The organism is Corynebacterium sp. CCUG 61414, assembly GCF_024453945.1.
In the GTDB taxonomy this organism is placed as follows: domain Bacteria; phylum Actinomycetota; class Actinomycetes; order Mycobacteriales; family Mycobacteriaceae; genus Corynebacterium; species Corynebacterium pseudogenitalium.
The window spans coordinates 94,792-112,851 of record NZ_JAGPYU010000001.1 but is presented as its reverse complement, the minus strand read 5'-3'; the positions used below and the strand labels follow the sequence as shown (position 1 = coordinate 112,851).

General features: G+C 61.2%; 16 protein-coding genes. 3 read left to right on the top strand and 13 right to left on the bottom strand.

Features of this window, described 5'->3' with window-relative positions; all coding sequences use genetic code 11:
• Window positions 1–24 precede the first annotated feature (24 nt).
• The 4 genes from KBX14_RS00515 to lspA all read right to left on the bottom strand — a co-directional run bounded on the left by KBX14_RS00515 (window position 25) and on the right by lspA (window position 3,745).
• The gene (locus KBX14_RS00515) at window positions 25–1,692 is read right to left on the bottom strand and encodes an efflux RND transporter periplasmic adaptor subunit (protein ID WP_256041662.1); all 1,668 of its coding nucleotides are present in this window, start codon (window positions 1,690–1,692) and stop codon (window positions 25–27) included.
• A gap of 76 nt (window positions 1,693–1,768) precedes the next feature.
• On the bottom strand, window positions 1,769–2,305 hold the full coding sequence (locus tag KBX14_RS00510) for a hypothetical protein (RefSeq protein WP_145945241.1): 537 nt from the start codon (window positions 2,303–2,305) through the stop codon (window positions 1,769–1,771).
• Window positions 2,298–3,188: an RluA family pseudouridine synthase gene (locus KBX14_RS00505; RefSeq protein ID WP_083290930.1), complete on the bottom strand. Its 891-nt coding sequence runs from the start codon at window positions 3,186–3,188 to the stop codon at window positions 2,298–2,300. Before KBX14_RS00505 ends, KBX14_RS00510 begins: the two co-directional genes overlap by 8 nt.
• 44 nt (window positions 3,189–3,232) lie before the next feature.
• Complete coding sequence (gene lspA, locus KBX14_RS00500) at window positions 3,233–3,745, bottom strand: signal peptidase II (RefSeq protein ID WP_370687032.1); 513 nt, start codon at window positions 3,743–3,745, stop codon at window positions 3,233–3,235.
• A gap of 72 nt (window positions 3,746–3,817) precedes the next feature.
• Here lspA and KBX14_RS00495 point away from each other — a divergent pair, with 72 nt between their 5' ends.
• On the top strand, window positions 3,818–4,750 hold the full coding sequence (locus tag KBX14_RS00495) for a DUF6263 family protein (protein ID WP_256041661.1): 933 nt from the start codon (window positions 3,818–3,820) through the stop codon (window positions 4,748–4,750).
• A 34-nt stretch (window positions 4,751–4,784) separates the two neighbouring features.
• Window positions 4,785–6,482 carry an ABC-F family ATP-binding cassette domain-containing protein gene (locus tag KBX14_RS00490; RefSeq protein ID WP_070362226.1) on the top strand — a complete coding sequence of 566 codons (1,698 nt, stop codon included), beginning with the start codon at window positions 4,785–4,787 and terminating at the stop codon, window positions 6,480–6,482.
• A gap of 7 nt (window positions 6,483–6,489) precedes the next feature.
• Here KBX14_RS00490 and KBX14_RS00485 read toward each other — a convergent pair whose 3' ends face one another.
• Window positions 6,490–7,080, bottom strand: coding sequence for a hypothetical protein (locus KBX14_RS00485; protein WP_256041660.1), 591 nt, complete (start codon window positions 7,078–7,080; stop codon window positions 6,490–6,492).
• A 130-nt stretch (window positions 7,081–7,210) separates the two neighbouring features.
• Here KBX14_RS00485 and KBX14_RS00480 point away from each other — a divergent pair, with 130 nt between their 5' ends.
• On the top strand, window positions 7,211–8,122 hold the full coding sequence (locus KBX14_RS00480; protein WP_256005179.1) for an asparaginase: 912 nt from the start codon (window positions 7,211–7,213) through the stop codon (window positions 8,120–8,122).
• Here KBX14_RS00480 and KBX14_RS00475 read toward each other — a convergent pair.
• The 8 genes from KBX14_RS00475 to ftsZ all read right to left on the bottom strand — a co-directional run bounded on the left by KBX14_RS00475 (window position 8,111) and on the right by ftsZ (window position 17,911).
• Window positions 8,111–9,496, bottom strand: a complete 1,386-nt coding sequence (locus KBX14_RS00475) for a DNA polymerase IV (protein WP_070976574.1) — start codon at window positions 9,494–9,496, stop codon at window positions 8,111–8,113. The genes KBX14_RS00480 and KBX14_RS00475 overlap by 12 nt on opposite strands.
• Window positions 9,497–9,502: 6 nt before the next feature.
• On the bottom strand, window positions 9,503–12,691 hold the full coding sequence (gene ileS / locus KBX14_RS00470) for an isoleucine--tRNA ligase (protein WP_256041761.1): 3,189 nt from the start codon (window positions 12,689–12,691) through the stop codon (window positions 9,503–9,505).
• 344 nt (window positions 12,692–13,035) lie between these two features.
• Window positions 13,036–14,052, bottom strand: coding sequence for a DivIVA domain-containing protein (locus tag KBX14_RS00465; protein WP_252930753.1), 1,017 nt, complete (start codon window positions 14,050–14,052; stop codon window positions 13,036–13,038).
• 273 nt (window positions 14,053–14,325) lie between these two features.
• Window positions 14,326–14,619, bottom strand: a complete 294-nt coding sequence (locus KBX14_RS00460) for a YggT family protein (RefSeq protein ID WP_070362221.1) — start codon at window positions 14,617–14,619, stop codon at window positions 14,326–14,328.
• Between the two features lie 50 nt (window positions 14,620–14,669).
• On the bottom strand, window positions 14,670–15,158 hold the full coding sequence (locus KBX14_RS00455) for a cell division protein SepF (protein ID WP_070362220.1): 489 nt from the start codon (window positions 15,156–15,158) through the stop codon (window positions 14,670–14,672).
• A gap of 71 nt (window positions 15,159–15,229) precedes the next feature.
• A complete protein-coding gene (locus KBX14_RS00450; RefSeq protein WP_256041659.1) occupies window positions 15,230–15,943 on the bottom strand; it encodes a YggS family pyridoxal phosphate-dependent enzyme in 714 nt (237 codons plus the stop codon).
• Window positions 15,944–16,684 carry a peptidoglycan editing factor PgeF gene (pgeF, locus tag KBX14_RS00445; RefSeq protein WP_256008076.1) on the bottom strand — a complete coding sequence of 247 codons (741 nt, stop codon included), beginning with the start codon at window positions 16,682–16,684 and terminating at the stop codon, window positions 15,944–15,946.
• Between the two features lie 9 nt (window positions 16,685–16,693).
• A complete protein-coding gene (gene ftsZ, locus KBX14_RS00440; RefSeq protein ID WP_070362217.1) occupies window positions 16,694–17,911 on the bottom strand; it encodes a cell division protein FtsZ in 1,218 nt (405 codons plus the stop codon).
• Window positions 17,912–18,060: the final 149 nt, after the last annotated feature.

Below are 18,060 nucleotides of genomic sequence, written 5' to 3'. Positions count from 1 at the left end.
TCGGAAGGGATTCCGTGCCATCGCCTACCCCTCCTTTTCCGCTGGCGCGGAAGACTTCGGCGCTGCAGAAGACGTCGCCGGAGTGGTTGCAGCGGCACTGCCTGTCGGCTTCTTGTCCTTTGCGTTCTTTACCTGCTCAGGATCAAAGTTTTCGTCGTTGACCTTCACCGTGGAGCCAACCTTGTCCTTGAAGTTCTCAGGCCAGTTGATCACGATGTCGCCTGGCTTGAGCTCGCCCCCCGTGACAGCGACGTCAACGTCATTCTTCGCACCGGTCTTGACAGTGCGCTCTTCTACGACGCCGCTGGTGTCGCCGGGATTCTCCGTTGCGAGCACCAAAATCTTGTTCTCGTCGTAGACGGCGTCGCGAGGAATGTTGATGGAGTTCTTCGCCTCTTCAGTGATAATTTCAGCACGCACACTGCCACCGAGCAGCAGGCCTTCCTTGTCACCGGTGACTTCGATCTCAACGGGGAACATCACCGAGGAGCCTCCGCCGCTGCCACCTGCGGACATTGCGGCTGCAGCCTCTGCCCCACTACCAGCACTCGCGCCTGTGGAACCGACCGGGGAAACTCGCGTGACGCGCCCAGTGAACTTCTTCTTACCCGTCGCAGTCGAGGTGAACTCAACGCGGTTGTCCTGCTTGATCGCCGGGACGTCCGCCTCGCGCACGTTAGCGCGGATCAACAGTCGGGAGTCATCTGCGATGCCAAGGACGCGACCCTGCGGGATATCGCCTACCTGCACGTCAACGTTTGTGACTACGCCAGCCATTGGAGCGTTAATCGTTGCTTCCTGCACTTGGAGCTGCAGCGTACCGTCGTCGTCAGCGGCAGAAGCATTCTCTGCTGCGCGCCACGCGGAATCAACCTGTGCCTGGAGCTGCTGCCGCTCCTGCCCGGCCTGCGCCTTGGCGGCCTCCAGCGCGGCTTGCGACTCCTGAAGTGCAGCTCGAGCCTGCTCCACGCTCAGCATCGGGACAGCACCCTGGCCGCCACCCGGAACTTGACCCGGCGCGGCCGGGGCTGCAGGAGGTGCCGTGCGGATGCCGTGGCCGGAACCGCCTGGCAGACGGGAGGACAAATCGCCGGCCATCTTTTGAACGTGGGCTGCGATCTTCGGCGAAGCGATCATCCGTGCGCCACCCTGCGCGGCAAGCGCAGCATCAAGCGCTGCCTGCGCCTGATCCACCTGGGCCTGCGCCTGAGCCACAGCCGGGTTGGAGCCGTTTGCCATCGCCTGGTCGTACGCGTTGAGCTGACTCTTGGCCTGCTCGACGCCCTGCATCGCTTCTGCCTGGGCACTCGCCTGCTGTTTTTCCTGCTTGGCAAGTTGGCGCTGCAGCGCGTCGGTGTTCATCTGCACCAAGAACTGATCTTTCGCGACGCGGTCGCCTGGCTGCACTGCGAGCCGTTCGACCTCGGACTGCAGCGCGGTCGTGATGCTCACTGAGCGAATCGGCGCAATGTTGCCATTGACCACGATGCTATTGGTGAGGTTTTCCTCTGCAGCGATCGTGTAATCTCCGGCGAGCAAACCATCGTGCCCGCCGTCATCACCACCGCCAATAGCGCCACACGAGGCCGCAAATAACGCTGCGGTTGTAGCCAGCGTGACACCCACAATTCGCGTTTTCGAAAAACGCTGACGCTGCGGGCTTCGGGCGTTGATTCCAGGGTCGGAAACCAATGTCTCTCCTCGTGTTGTTTTCCGCGCACCTTTTGGATGCGCGTATAGGTGCAATCCCGGAAAACTATACACGCCTTCACTGTGCGTCTACGAAACTTACGGGCCGGATTGCGAACGCGCCCCATACCGCGTCAGCTGGTAAAACTTCCACAGCAAACACATCGTTCACATCGTTCACATCAGCCAAATGCGCAACAGCGTCGTAGACGACTGCGCCTTCAATGTGTGCAGAGACTCCTCGGAATATCTCGGCGCGCGACGCTCCGGGCGCAGGCTCTCCGACTGGATTCGCGCCTAACTCGGTGATCACGGCGTTCACGCGCCCAACTGGGCGCAGTACTGCGTCTGCTTCTTCTGGATTCAAAGGATGGCCGAACGATACAAGCGCGAAGTGAGCCTGTTCACCTTCCTGCAATGCCTCTTCGAGGCTTTGCTCCGCGCGCGCCGCGTACTGCGGCGCAGTCTCGTCTTGTTCTGCCCCCAGAGCGTCCCCTTGCAGCACAGGTTGCTCCGGCGGATTATTGACGCCAACAAGGTAGCAGCATCCGTAAAGCACAGCACCGGCGAGCAATGCCGTGATTACAGCCCGCCACCCCTTTGCCTGGTTAGCCACGGTTCGCCGATCGCAACATGTCCAAGGCGTGCTGCAAGTCGTCCGGGTAGGAAGATTTCACCGTCATTGGCTTTCCGGTACTTGGGTGGTCGAACGTCAAGCTGGTGGCGTGCAGCCACTGTCGGTTGAGCGCAAGCTTGGCAGCAAGGTTCGGGTCACACCCGTACATTGGGTCGCCGACACACGGGTGCCCTACCGAAGACATGTGGACACGAATCTGGTGTGTGCGCCCTGTTTCCAGATGGACCTCAAGCAGGCTTGCCTGGCGAAACGCCTCGAGCACCTCGTAGTGCGTAATACTCTGGCGCCCATCCGCCGTGACAGCAAACTTCCACCCCGCCGACGGATGGCGCCCGATCGGCGCGTCAATCGTGCCGACAATCGGGTCAGGCAGCCCCTGCACCACCGCGTGGTACGTCTTGTGCACTGTTCGCTCCTTGAACGCACGCTTCAACACCGAATAGCCACGCACACTATTTGCGACAACCATCACTCCGGACGTGCCGACGTCCAATCGCTGCACAATCCCCTTGCGCTCCGGGGGGCCAGCATCTGGCAGCGTAAAACCCATCGCCTGCAACCCACCGACCACGGTTGGCCCCTCCCAACCCAGTGTTGGGTGGGCGGCAACGCCTACCGGCTTGTCCACAGCGATGACGTCCGCGTCGTGGTAGATCACGTCGAGTCCGTCGACGTGCTCGGCTACAGGCTCCGGCGCGCGCTTCGGCGGTGGCAGCGTGGCCTCCAGCAGGGCGCCCGCAGTAACACGATCGGATTTCTGTACTGGGGAGGCGTCGATAAGTACGCTGCCGTCGGCGATCATCTCTGCCGCAACACTGCGCGAGACCCCAAAGAGCTTTGCAATTGCCGCGTCAACGCGCATCCCCGACAGCCCCTCAGGCACCGGAAGCGCGCGAAACCCCGTACTCACGACCGCGCCTCCTTTGCAAACATCGAGATGACGACGACGGCCACCCCGATGGTGATGGCGGCGTCGGCAAGGTTGAACACTGCAAACGAACCGATGGAGATGTAGTCAACGACATGGCCGAACCAAAAGCCCGGCTCGCGCGCGAGCCTATCGATGAGGTTGCCAAGCGCCCCTCCCGCGATCAACGCCACCCCAAGTGTCTCCCACCTGCCAGCAAGGCGTGGGGCATAGATCAACGCACCGATAACGAACACAAGCTGGATCGTCGTGAACAGCCACGTCGAGTTCTGTCCCATCGAAAAGGCCGCGCCAGGGTTAAACAATAAATACAGTCGAGCCCAATCACCGATCACTGGCACGGGCTCACCGGGTGTCAAGGATGTCACCACGATTTGCTTGACTACTTGATCCACAGCAGCAACAGCGAGCATAACGCCGACGACGACACCGAGCGAGCGACGCTTCGCTGACGCCCCGCCGCGCACACGTGATTCCTTTGAATTACCCATCGCAGATAACTGTAGTATGCAAATGCTGTAGCTTGTGAAGTTGTGTTGTACTCCGCTCATCCCAAAAGTTCATTGTTCAGCCCTCTGACCATCACCGCCGCGGTTTTTGCGCTCACTGCATGCAGCGCCGAGGAGCCGGATCCATTCGCTGACATTCCCGAGTTCGCCGTTGATTCACCAGTCGTGCAGGTACTTTCACAAGGACAAAACCCCCAGGTGTGGAAGTACGAGGACGGCGCGTCAACAGCCAGCGAAACTACGGCGCCGCAGCGGGTCGCGCTGTCGCACGCGATTGCGCAGTACCCCGGCGAGGAGAGCTCGGAGCCGGTCATCGCGCGCGAGCACGAGCGCGACACAGTCACGCTGACCGTTTCGACGCACACTTCAGAGAGCAACAGCGAGGGTGCTGTGCGCCAGGTAGACCTTGTCACAGAAGGGTTAGAGCACTCGGATTTAGCGATGCAGAACAGCTTGACGTCAAACGAGGGCTTCCAGATGCGCTGGCACAGCGACCCTAACGGCACAGTATCGGCGGTACAACTGATGCCTACGGCGGATTCCGATGAGGAAGGCCGGGCCATTGCCGAGCAGAACTTGCTCGAGTTGATGTCGTGGCAAGTTGTCTTCCCGGATGAGCCAGTCGGCGTAGGCGGCTCCTGGAAAGTTGAGCAGCGAGGACTTGGCGCCTCGGACATGCTACGGACCACCACGTACACGCTGGAATCCGCACAGGACGCAACACTCGAGCTGAAAGTAGATGTCCAGGAACGCCCGCTGAAGCGATCCATCACTATTGATAACGAGGTCGCTGGCGCATTGGACGGCACGACGCTGCACGTGGTGAGCAACACTTCGCACTCGGAGGGCTCGCTGACGGTGGACCTGCATTCGCCACTTCCGGTGGGCGGTTCTGTGCTTACCGCTACGCGGCTTGTCTACGGCAGTGACGAAGCCGATACCCGTGTGGCCCAAGACACCACGAGCGTTGTGGACTATAACGTATAAGAGACGGCCCACATTTGATGACGAGGAACATCCCATGACTGCCCCACTGCATATTGGCCTTGACGGCATTTCGTTTTCGTACCCAGGCGGACACCGCGTCCTCACCGACATTTCTTTCGCGGTGCCATCCGGGTCTGTCACCGGGCTCATCGGAGAGAACGGCGCCGGCAAATCGACGCTGCTCGGCATCATCTCCGGAGAGCTGAAACCCGACGCAGGGGTGCTTATCACGCCCCCGATCACGGGCTTCATCCCGCAGGAAACCTCGCTGCCGTTCAGCGAGCCCGCCCAATCACTTATCGACGAAGCCGTCAAAGAGCTTCGCGCTGTCGAGGAAGACATCTCAACCTTTGCGCAGCGCATGGTCGACAACCCAGACGACCAGGAGGCGGCCGACGCGTACGACCGGGCGTTGTCCCGCGCGGAAAACTCCGGCGTGTGGGAGTTAGATGCTCGCATCGCTACCGTGTTGGCTGGCCTCGGCCTTGCGAACGTCGACCTGGCCACCCCACTGGGCGAGATGTCTGGCGGGCAACGCCGACGGTTTGCACTGGCCACGCTGCTGCTACACCCGGTGGACGCCATGGTCCTCGACGAGCCGACCAACCACCTCGACGACGAAGCCGTCGACTTCCTCATCGGCGAGCTCGAGGCATTCAAGGGGCCTGTACTCGCCGCGTCGCACGACCGCTACTTCCTCGACACCGCGTGCGACGGCATCGTCGACCTCGACCCTGGCTTGGGCGCCGAGGGCGGCTTCGGCGAGGAGACCCGCCAGGGCACCCGCTACCGTGGCGCGTTCAGCGACTACCTCAAGGCCCGCGAGGATCGACGCCGCCGTTGGGAAAGCGACTACGCAGCGCAAGAGCACGAGCGCGCCAGGCTTGAGAAGGCCGCTGAGCAAACCGGCGAGGACATCTTCCACTCCCAAGAAGCCTCTTCTGACATCCGAATGGCGGCAAAGTTCCAGGCGGACCGCGCGGCGAAGACGGTGGGCAACCGCAGGCGCTCGGCGTCGCAACGCCTCGAAGCGCTGGAGCGAACGGAGATTCCGGAGCCACCGGCGCGGCTGCGCTTCCGTGGCCTCCCGCCGCATACCGCGACCTCGCTTGGGCTCCCGGCGCTGGTCACCCAGAACCTCTCCGTTCCTGACCGCCTCGCCCCACTGAGTATCAAAGTGCAACCCGGCCAGCAGCTCCTCGTTGAAGGCCCAAATGGCTCCGGTAAGTCCACGCTGCTGAAAATTATCGACGGCCAGCTGCGCGACTACGAGGGCGAGATCATCATGCCGGAAGAGATGACCGTCGCACGCCTCGAGCAGGACGACTCGTGGACTGACCTCGACAAAACCGCAGCCGAAGTGTTCGCGGAGCTCACCCCAGAGGGTGTGCCAGACCTCGTAGAAATGGGCCTGATGACCGAGGAGCAGGCAGCGAAGAAGCTCGACGACCTCTCGCTCGGCCAGCGTCGCCGCGTCTCACTGGGTATCATCCTGGCGTGCCCGCCTGACCTGCTGCTGCTCGACGAGCCGACAAACCACCTCTCGCTCGCACTGGCCGAAGAGCTGGAACACGCCCTGCTCGCGTTCGAGGGCACCGTCATCATCACCAGCCATGACCGTTGGGTGCGCCGCCAGTGGCACGAGCGCCAGGCCAAGAAAGACGCACGCGCCAGAACTCTGACTCTCGCCACGTTGTGGACTGAGGAGCTCTGGCGCGCGGATAAGCAGTAGTGTCTGCTTAGAGGTTCGGTGCCTGCTGGTAGCCTTCCGCAGGCTGCTCACCTGGCTGCTCTTCAGCCGGGGCTGCCGGCTGCGGAGCAGAGCTCTTGCACATCTCTGGTACCTGCTCAGGCGGCAGGGTGTTGTTGATCAGGGTGCATGCCCAGACCTGAGAAAGCTTCCACACGCCGTCTTCGAAAACGAATTCCACGTCCTCCGCAAGCTGCGGCTGGGAGTCGGGACGGGTGAAGCTGACCGTTGCCAGAACGGTATCCGGGGTGTAGCCAGGAAGCACAGGCGGTACGACCTGGAAGTTCGCGCCGGACTCCTCCTGGGACTGCGCCATCACGTCGAACAGTTCAGGGACGTTCTCTCCGCCCTGGACCGTGTTCACGCGCTCCTCAATCGGCAGGCTTGCATCGGTTGCGCGCATGAGCACTGCGTTGAGTTCTTCAGCGGTTGGCTGCTGCGCGGCGGGCGCGACAGACTCGCTGGTGGCCTGCGTTGCCGTGGTCGCGGGATCATCCTGGCTGTTGTCGCCAGAGCATGCGCTCACGCCGAGCCCAATGCCCAGCGCGGCGGCGACAGCTACGATCGGTGCTGCTTTCACGATTTCTCCTTGAAGCATTGTCTTCAGCGGCTCACGGTCACAGTTAGCGATCCGACACCGCTCTAACCTTGCCAACGTTACCGGCGTTTTTACCTTGGCACCAATACGCCACTCTGGCACGCTGTGAGTTATGGAATCTTTCGTACTGCTCATCGCCACCGGTGGCACCATCGCATGCACCGCAAACTCTGAAGGTGCACTCGTTCCAAGCCTTAGCGCTGAAGACCTCGTCCACTCCAGTGGCACCACCGAGCCCGTCCGCGTGTATGACGCGCTGCGTCTCGACTCGTCCGCGATCACCTTCGCTGACATCGACAAGCTTCGCTCCCTCACTGCACAAGCACTGCAAGACCCGCAGATCAGTGGCATCGTAATTAGCCACGGCACCGACTCCATGGCGGAGACCGCATTCGCACTCGACATCGTGCACGACGACCCCCGCCCTATTGTGCTTACCGGTGCCCAGCACGCCGCCGACCACGAACACCCCGATGGCCCCGGGAACCTCGCGGGCGCAATTGCCGCTGCCGCAGATCCGCTTCGACGCAACAACGGCGTACTCCTCCACTTCGGCGGCGCCACCCTGCCCGCCCGCGGGCTGTTGAAGCGCGACACACACGCCCTCGAAGCCTTCACCTTGAGCAGCGAACGCCCACTTCCCCGCCCCGCAGCACTTGCCTGCACGCCGTTGGCAGCCATTCACATTCCCATCCTGCGCGCATGGCCCGGCGCGGACGGCGAGATCGTGGATGCCGTGACCAGTATGAACCCGGATGGCATCGTGATCGAGGCGCTCGGATCCGGCAATGTTGGCCCCGGCATGGGTGAGGCAATCACCCGCGCACTCGATTCGGGTATCCCCGTCGTAATCACCAGTTCCGTACCCTACGGCGAGGTCACCTTCGCCTACGGCGGCACCGGTGGTGGCGCTACCCTCGGCTCCCAAGGGGCGATCGCCGCGGGGTTCCTACGCGCTGGTCAGGCGCGCATCGCGCTCGCGACAGCGCTGGCCAACGGCGTGGATCCGGCGTCAGTGTTCTGAGTCGAGCCAGTCCTGCCACGCGAGGGAATCCACCGGGTCCGCTGGCTGGAGCTTGGGGTCGTCGATACGCAATGTGTGCATCTTCCCTGGCCCCGTGGCCCTCGTTTCAAAACGCACGCTCACCCAGCCTTTGCCCGCGCCTTGGACCCAGCCGTGGCCGAAGTCCTCGTGGTAGATGTCCTGGGTGGCGCGCCACACGCCGTTGGTAGGCCCGTCGTATAGCTCGACTGCAACATCGCTGCTGGCCACGTGGTCGCTGACCCCGGATTCGTAATCACTGTCAGCGGGTACAGGCCGGATGATTTCCTGGTCTAGCTCCGGAAAGAGCACGTCCTGGAGCGCATCTTCGAGTCCTGAGTAGGACACGCCCACGAGCCGGATCGGGCCGACCTCGTCCGGGTAGCGCACGATGCGAAACGCCGTCGCGCGCAGTGTCTCCGCATCGTCAGTGGCGTAAGGCAGCGTCGCAGAACGCGACTCAATGCGGAAGTCCGCCATCCGTAGCTTCACCGTCACAGTCCTCGCACCGCGCCCATCTTTCAACAAGCGCCTGTGCGACTCCTCGGCGGCGCGCTCGACCGCGGCGTCAACCTCGGCCGCAGTGGTCAGGTCCTGGGGAAAAGTGTGCTCGGAAGAAATCTGCTTCGCGACGGCCCTCGGCGCCACCGGACGATCATCGTGCCCCCGCGCCAGCTGCCACAACTGCTTCGCGACGACCCCTCCGAGCGCGATATCGACTTCCTTCTCGCTCAGCGCCGCGAAGTCCCCGATCGTTTCAATCCCGGCCTGCGCAAGCTTCGCCTCAGTGACAGGCCCAACGCCCCACAACTCGTTGACGTTCAGAGGGTGCAGCAGCGCTTCCTGCTGTTCGTGAGGCAAAATGTACACCCCGTCGGGTTTTGCCAGGCCCGAGCCGATCTTCGCGTATTGCTTACCACTGCCCGCACCAATCGAGCTTGGCAAGCCTGTCTCATCCTTAATGTCTCCACGTAGCTCGTTGGCCCACTCAAGCACGGTCTCCGGATTCGCTCCCGCGAGCTCCTCGGGCTCCATGAACGCCTCGTCGATAGAGAGCTGCTCCACGACGCTGACCCTGCGCTCAATGATTTCAAACACGCGTTGCGACGCCACCTTGTACACCGGGCGCCGCGGGGCAACGAGCACCGCTCGCGGACCCACCAGCTTCGCAGCTTGGTGGGTCGGCATTGCGGAACGCGCCCCATACTTGCGGGCTTCATAGCTTGCGCCCGCGACAACGCCCCGCCCGTTGACACCAGCAACGAGGACGGGGCGTCCACGTAACGTTGGGCGTGTGAGCTGCTCACAGGATGCGTAGAACGCATCCATGTCGATGTGCAGGACCCAACGTTTCATCGCAAATTACTGCTTAGCAATCGCTGCGCTCACACCTTCGTGAATCGTGTGCGCCTCGCCGTTGAGCGTCTCGACGATCTCGAAGGACGTCGCGAGCGTCTCATGCGCGATGTGCTCAGCGTGGCGCTGCGCCCACTCGACCTTGTCGGAAGGTACGCACAGCTGTACCGAGATGCGGTCAGAGACTTCGTATCCTTCCTGCTTACGAGCATCCTGCAGACCACGAATCACGTCTGCTGCCCAGCCCTCGGCCTCGAGCTCCTCGGTCAGCTCCGTATCAAGCACGACCAGGCCAACGACGGCATCGGTAGCGTCAACCCGAGCGGTACTCGTCGGGTCCTCAGCCACCAGGCGCTCGGTGTAGAGCTCCGGGGTGAGCACGATGTCGCCGTCGACAACAACGTTTTCGCCTTCACGGACGTAGTTGCCAGCCTTGACGTTCTTAATAGCGCGCTGTACGTCACGGCCCAGCGTTGGACCCGCGACCTTCGCGTTCACCACAACCTCGAAGGAACCAACGGAGTCGACGTCGTCAGTCAGCACGACTTCCTTCACGTTGACCTCATCCTTGATCACGGACGCGAAGTCCTGCAGCTGGTCCGAGCCCGCCAGCGCCACCGTGAGCTTCGGCAGTGGCAAGCGGTTGCGCAGCTTCTTCGACTTACGCACAGACGAAGCAGCGGAGCACACCGCGCGCGTTGCATCCATCGCACTGACCAGTGCAGGGTCCGCCGGGATCGCATCCGCGGACGGGAAGTCCGCCAAGTGCACCGAGCGACCACCGGTCAGGCCACGCCAGATGACCTCACTGATGTACGGCAGCAACGGGGCCGTCACACGGGTCAGGATCTCCAGGACCGTGTACAGCGTGTCAAACGCCTCAGGATGCTCCTCCTGACCCGCCCAGAAACGGTCGCGTGACCGGCGCACGTACCAGTTCGTCAGCGAGTCAGCGAAGCGACGGACCTCGTCACATGCGTCCGCGATGCGTGTGTCGTCGAGCGCCTCCTTCACCGCAGCCACGAGGTCATGCGTCTTCGCCAAGATGTAGCGGTCCAGCACATCCTGCGAATCGACGCTGAACTTTGCCTCCTCGGAGGAGTACAACTGCAGGAAGGTGTACGCGTTCCAGATCGGCAGCAACGCGTGGCGCACGCCCTCGCGGATGCCCTGCTCCGTCACGATGAGGTTGCCGCCACGAAGAATTGGCGAAGACATGAGGAACCAACGCATCGCGTCGGAACCATCACGGTCGAAGACCTCGTTGACGTTCGGGTAGTTGCCCTTCGACTTCGACATCTTCAGACCGTCATTGCCCAGCACGATGCCGTGCGCAACGACCTTCTTATACGCCGGACGGTCGAAGAGTGCCGTCGCCAAGACATGCTGCACGTAGAACCAACCACGCGACTGGCCCGAGTACTCCACGATGAAGTCCGCAGGCTGACGAGCGTCGTGCTCCTCAACATTCTCAAACGGGTAGTGGTACTGCGCAAACGGCATCGAACCAGAATCAAACCAGCAGTCCAACACGTCCGGCACGCGACGCATCATCGACTTCCCGGTCGGATCGTCCGGGTTCGGGCGGACCAGCTCATCAATGTCTGGGCGGTGCAGCGACTTCGGGCGAACGCCGAAGTCCTTCTCCAGCTCTTCGAGCGACCCATAGACGTCCACACGCGGGTACTCCGGGTTATCCGACACCCACGCCGGCACCGGTGAGCCCCAGTAGCGGGTACGCGAAATGTTCCAGTCACGCGCGCCTTCCAACCACTTACCGAACTGGCCGTCGCGAATGTGCGATGGGATCCAGTCGATCTCCTGGTTCAGCTCCACCATGCGGTCGCGGAACTCAGTGACCTTCACAAACCACGCCGGAAGCGCCATGTAGATCAGCGGCTCGCCCGAACGCCAGGAGTGCGGGTAGGAGTGTTCAATCGTCTGGTCACGGACCACGCGGTGCTTCGCACGAAGGTCACGGATGATGTCACGGTTCGCGTCAAAAACCAGCTTGCCTGCGTACTCCGGCACCAGCGAGGTGAACTTACCATCAGCATCAACCGGGATGACTAGGTCGATCCCGTACTCCTGGCAGGTGTACATATCGTCTTCACCGAACGCAGGCGCCTGGTGAACAACGCCCGTGCCGTCCTCGGTGGTGACGTAGTCCGCGTTTAACACCATGAACGCCTTTTCCTGGTCGCGGAAGTAGTCGAAGACCGGCTCGTACTCCAAGCCCTCGAGCTCGGAGCCCTTGAAGGTGGCGACAACCTCGCGCTCCTCACCGAGCTCCTTCGCGTACGCGCCGATGAGCTCCGTCGCCAGCAGCAGCTTCTTGCCGACGACCACCTCTTCACCGTCCGCACCAACACGGACCAGCGAATACTCAACGTCCGGATGGACCGCAAGCGCCAAGTTCGACGGCAGCGTCCATGGCGTAGTGGTCCAGGCGATCGCAGCTGCGTCGTGCAGCTCAGGGTGCTGCTTCCAGGTCTCCGCAGCAGCAAATCCTTCACGCCCACCCGTAAACGGCATCGTTACAGTTACGGTCGGATCCTGCCGATTGCGGTAAGAATCATCCAGACGCGTCTCTTGGTTCGACAGCGGCGTATGCTCCGCCCACGAGTACGGCAGCACGCGGAAGCCCTGGTAAATCAGCCCCTTGTCATACAGGGTCTTAAACGCCCACATGACGGACTCCATGTACGGCAGTTCCATCGTCTTGTAGCCGTTATCGAAGTCCACCCAACGAGCCTGGCGAGTCACATACTCTTTCCACTCATCGGCGTAGTGCATCACGGACTTGGCACAGTACTCGTTGAACTGTGCCAGACCCATGTTTTCGATCTCAGCCTTATCCTTGATGCCGAGCTGCTTCTCAGCCTCGAGCTCCGCGGGAAGGCCGTGGCAGTCCCAACCAAACACGCGCGGAACGTAGTAACCAGCCATCGTGCGGTAGCGTGGCACGATGTCCTTGACGTAGCCCGTCAGCAGGTGGCCGTAGTGTGGCAAACCGTTGGCGAACGGAGGGCCGTCGTTAAACACATATTCTTCGCAGTCTTCGCGCTGCTTCAGCGATGCCTGGAACGTATCATCCTCGTTCCAGTACTTCAGTACCTGCTCCTCCATTTTTGGAAACGCGGCACTTCCCCCGGTCAGATCTACCTTTGGGTAGACACTTCCGACCTTGCTCATCTCCGTCTCTCCTTCACGCACAATGCTTACCTTGTCACAGGGACGCAGCGAACAACGCCACGCGGTACCACCCTGCTTGAAGTCCGCCGTGAGACGAACTTCCGCTTCATTTGCGGTGAAAGAAATAACGCTTCCTAATTACGTCCGGTTCTACTAAGCAATAGCGCACTGTAGCGCAACAGCTGTTCTTCCGGAAACGCTCCCCGATGATGGTCGGATCATCACGCGCTACCGCACCACCAGGTGGTGAAGCACGTAGCTTGTCTCATTCTAGCCCTTTGTCCCCCAGAAATGGCAACAACCACCACTCACCGCAGTGAATGGTGGCTGATGCTTGAAAGAAACTACTTATTGCCAGCGTCGCCGCTCGGAGCGGACGTGCCACGGGTCTCAAGCTCCTCCAGCTGGGACTCGAGCAGTGTGCGCAGGCGAGTGCGGTACTCGCGCTCGAAGGTGCGCAGCTCAGCGATGCGGTTCTCGAGGGCGGTCTGCTGCTGCTTCACCGTGTTCATGATCTCGGTGTGCTTACGCTCAGCCTCGGTGCGCAGCTTCGTTGCCTGCTCCTCAGCCTGGCGAATCTGCGCCTCAGCGCGCGAGTTAGCTTCGTTGGTGGTTTCCTCAGCCTTCTTCTCGGCGTCTGCAACGAGCTGCTGTGCACGAGCCTCAGCCGACTGCTTCGTCTCAGCAGCCTTACGCTCAGCCGCCTGGATCTGCTCGCGGGAATGCGTCTCTGCCTCAGACAGCTGCTTCTTCGAGCGTGCCTCGGCATCTGCCAGCTGACGCTCTGCGGAACCACGGGCCTCGTCGAGCATCGAGCGGGCCTCTGCCTGCGCGTCGTTGGTGAGGCGGTCTGCCATCTCCTGCGCGAGCCCAAGCACCTTCGCCGCCTGCATGTGCGTATCGGCGGATGCTGCATTCTGGTCGAAAGCCGCAGCCTGCTGCGGTGCGGCGGCAGCCTTTGGCGCCTGCTTAGCCTGCTTTGCAGCCTGCTCCGCGTCCTGGCGAGCCTTTGCCGCTTCCTGCTTCGCAGCCTGAGCGTCCTTCTCAGCCGCTACCTTTGCCTCCTGCGCAGCACGGAGCTTCTGCTCGTACTCAGCACGAACCTTCTTCTCAACTCGCTTTTCAATCTCAGCTTCGTCGACATCGCTGGACGCGGCCGCAGGAGCAACCGGGGCAGCAGACCCACCAGCACCGAGCTCTTCGACACGGGCCCGAAGGTCATCGTTCTCATCTTGCAGTTGCGCAAGCGTGTCTTCCACGAGGTCCAGGAACTGGTCAACCTCGTCCTCGTTGTAGCCCCGCTTACCAATTGGTGGTTTGCTGAAAGCGACATTGTGCACGTCTGCTGGTGTCAGCGGCATTGGCGTTCCCTTCGATGTCGATATTGTGTCCGCAATGTCGCGAACACAGATTGCCTCCCACGCTACGGGAAGCGAACCCTAAAATCTAATAGTTCGTCATTCTTTTATCGATCCATAGTAACGCATAGGTTCACACGCACCAGGCATCACCGCCAGTTATACCCCTTTTCTGCCCCCGATGCCCAATAATTGATGTCGATCCGAGCATAAATTACGGGAAAATTAAGCAAAAAAGGCACCTACCAATGTAGGTGCCTCAATCCAAGCTCACTATTACAACATGGTGACCCGTACCAGCATCTGGAGCAGCATAATCGCCACGAACAGTACGATCACACTGACGTCTATCCCAACGCCGCCACTCATACGCATGGGCGGAATGAGTTTGCGGAAGAACTTCACAGGCGGGTCCGTGACCACGAACATGCCTTCCGCAACGACCATAAACCAACTTGGTGGATCAAACTGCTTCGAGAAGGATTGCACCATCTCGACAATGATGCGGATGACCACAATCAGGGAGTACAACCCAAGCGCGGCGTAAAGAATTGCTCCTAATAAAGACACGGGTCACACACTACCTGTTCTTCTTGATGTTTCGCAGAGCTGGACGTCGATTAGCGAAGACGCGCTGTGTGCTGCAGCTCAACTTCGGTCAAACGGGCGTTTTCCGGAACGATCGCGAAGACTCGTCGGCGGGTCTCAACGCCCCTGCTCAGGTTGTACATGTTGCCACGAAGTGCGAAGCACAGACCAGCGGCAAAGTCGACGATGCGCTTTGCATCGTGGGGGTCGAGATCCGTCAGCTCCATAATCACGGCATCGCCATCACGGAACGGCTCGCCGATATCCTTCGCATCGTTGTAATTGCGCGGAGCAGTGGACACGACCTGGGGAGTGTAGGACTTCGGTGCGCGATCCGCGTAGTCACGGGTAGCTGAGGAGCGGTAGCGGTCCTCGCTGCCGTACTCAGATGTGCGCGAAGGTCTCGTCGATTCCTCGCGAGTGTTCTCGCGCTCGTCGTACTGCACTTCATCGAAGTAGGGGTCATCTTCGTTGAACGGGCCAAGACCGAAAAATTCTTTCGCGCTGCCGATAATAGACATCTGGGTGCTCCTCGTTTGTTGCCTGTGCTGACGGGGCAGAAATTACCTCTATGTAATTCCGGATTAGGTTTTTAGACTACGGGCCTCGGCCCCATCACCGCCGTTCCGACACGCACGACATCCGAGCCATGCGCGATGGCTTCTTCAAAGTCCGCGGACATCCCCGCCGAGAAACGCAGGGGCCGCCCAAGCTTGGCCGCGTAGGTGTCTCGCAGCTCGCGGACCTGGTCGAATACCTCGCTGACGTTTGCATCTAGCGGTGGCACAACCATAAACCCGTCGAACTGGAGGTGCTCAGCCCCCTCGAGCGCTTCAACCAACTCGGCGATCTTCTCCACCGCGACACCGCCACGGCTTTCGTCGCCGTCTGCAGAAACCTGAACAAGGCACGGCAGGATTTCGGACGTCCGATCACCCCGCTCAAGGGCGAGCGCCATGCCACGCTCGAGTCCCTTCGCCAACTTCAAGGAATCCACCGAGTGAACCTCACTCGCCCATCGCGCCACTGCGTTCGCCTTCTTCGACTGGATCTGCCCGATCATCGCGATACCACAGTCGACCCCGTGCTCGCGCAGAGTCGCGACCTTGGCGCTCGCTTCCTGCTCGCGGTTCTCCCCCACCAGGCGAATACCTTCCGCGGCAAGTATCTCAATCGACGAGCACGGGTGAAACTTCGTCACTGGTAGCAGTTCCACGCTTCCCGGCTCGCGACCCGCGGCACGCTCCGCGGAGCGGATACGCTCCTGCACCTTGGCAAGGTTGCTTGCAATATCAGTTGTGCTCATTTATTTCACTCCAGTTAGCCAAATAACGCCTGCTTGGCGCCCAGTTGTGGATTCTCTCCGGTATGAAAAGAAGTCCTCGTCCGCGATGGTATCGCGCGGATCTACGTCAATTCGCTGCACACCGAGCTCAGTGAGCTGGCGCCGAATACCGGCACGGATGTCAAGCCCAGTGGTCCCTGCATGCGTAGTGGTCCGGGAGCCTGGCAGCTTGCGCTCAACATCCGCTGCCATATCAGCGGGCACTTCGTATGACGCTCCCGCAGCTGCAGGGCCGAGCAGCGCCTGCATCTGTGAAGGCTGAGCACCCAGGTCACGCATTGTTTCAACGGTCTTCTTCACGATGCCGTTTCGCGCCCCAAGACGCCCAGCGTGCACCGCGGCAATCACTCCAGCGACGGGGTCTGCCAACAGCACCGGCGTACAGTCAGCGACCAGCACGCACAGGGCGAGGTTCGGGGTCGTGGTTACGATGGCATCAGTAGCCTCGACAGGCTCAGACTGCGGCCCGTCCACGACCGTCACGTTCGGCGTGTGGAGCTGCTCCATCCACACGAAGCGCCCCGCATCTACCCCGAGCAGCGATGCAAGCCGCGCGCGGTTCGCGCGTACGGCCTCCGGGTCATCCCCGACGTGCAGCGCAAGATTGAAAGAGTCATATGGGGACGACGACGCCCCGCCCGCACGGCTTGTAAACACCATGCGGACGGGGCGCTGTTCTACGTCGAGAAGAGAGTCAGTCATGCTCCCAGACTAACGCAAGAAATCAGGGACATCGACGTCAAAATCATCGCCGCCGCGCTCCTCGCGTCCACGACGCTCATAGGAGGATTCGGACTCCCCGCCGGTGAAGAGGCCCGAGCGGTGCGGCTCGTAGCGGTGACGCGCCTGGTAGGAGTCGTCGCGTTCCGTCTCCGGAGCTCGATCCTCAAACAGTGAACCACGCGATGGAGACGGCGCCGCGCCTTCTTCCGCCGATGCGGCTGCAGCATCGACCGGCTGCTGGGCATCCGGGCGAGCGTTGGCCTTCTCGTCGAAGCCAGTTGCGATAATCGTGACGCGCACCTCGTCACCGAGGTTGTCGTCGATGATCGTGCCGAAGATGATGTTCGCGTCGTCGTCTGCCTTCTCTTCGACGATGGACGCTGCGGCACTCGTCTCGTTCAGGCCGAGATCGGAACCACCAGCAACGGAAATGAGCACGCCCTTCGCGCCCTCCATCGTGGTTTCCAGCAGTGGCGAGTTGATCGCCTGCTCCATCGCATTCATCACGCGGTTTTCACCGCGGGAGGAGCCGACGCCCATCAGAGCGGAGCCGGCGTCGGCCATCACCGAGCGCACGTCTGCGAAGTCGACGTTAATCATGCCCGGAATGGTGATCAGGTTCGTAATACCCTGAACACCGTTGTAGAGCACCTCATCCGCAGCGCGGAATGCATCCATCATGGACAGGTCCGAATCACCCAGCTGCAACAGTCGGTCGTTCGGAATGACAATGACGGTGTCGCACACTTCCTTCAGGTTCGCGATGCCCTCGAGCGCCTGACGGGTGCGCCGCTTACCCTCGAACGTGAACGGACGGGTGACAACGCCAATGGTCAGCGCACCCATCTTCTTCGCGATACCCGCGACAACTGGTGCAGCGCCAGTACCCGTACCGCCGCCCTCGCCAGCGGTCACGAAGACCATGTCCGAGCCCTTCAGCGACTCTTCGATTTCCTGCTTGTGGTCCTCAGCAGAGGTCCGGCCAACCTCAGGGTTTGCACCGGCGCCAAGTCCGCGAGTCGCCTCACGCCCGATGTCGAGCTTGGTGTCTGCATCCGTAAAGAGCAGTGCCTGCGAGTCCGTGTTGATCGCAACGAACTCCACACCTTTCAGGCCCTCTTCGATCATGCGGTTGACAGCGTTAACGCCACCGCCACCGACACCGACGACGCGGATCATGGCGAGGTAGTTTGCGGGAGAGGTCATGGGTAGTGTCTCGCCTTTCAAAACTTCTTAGAACTTCAACAATTGCGGTAACGCATCCCATCATGGGCGAAAACACGAAAAAATTTATTGTTTCCCTCGGCGTGTCTCGACCCTAAACCTTTACTTTAGGGTTTTGACCTGGGGTTTTA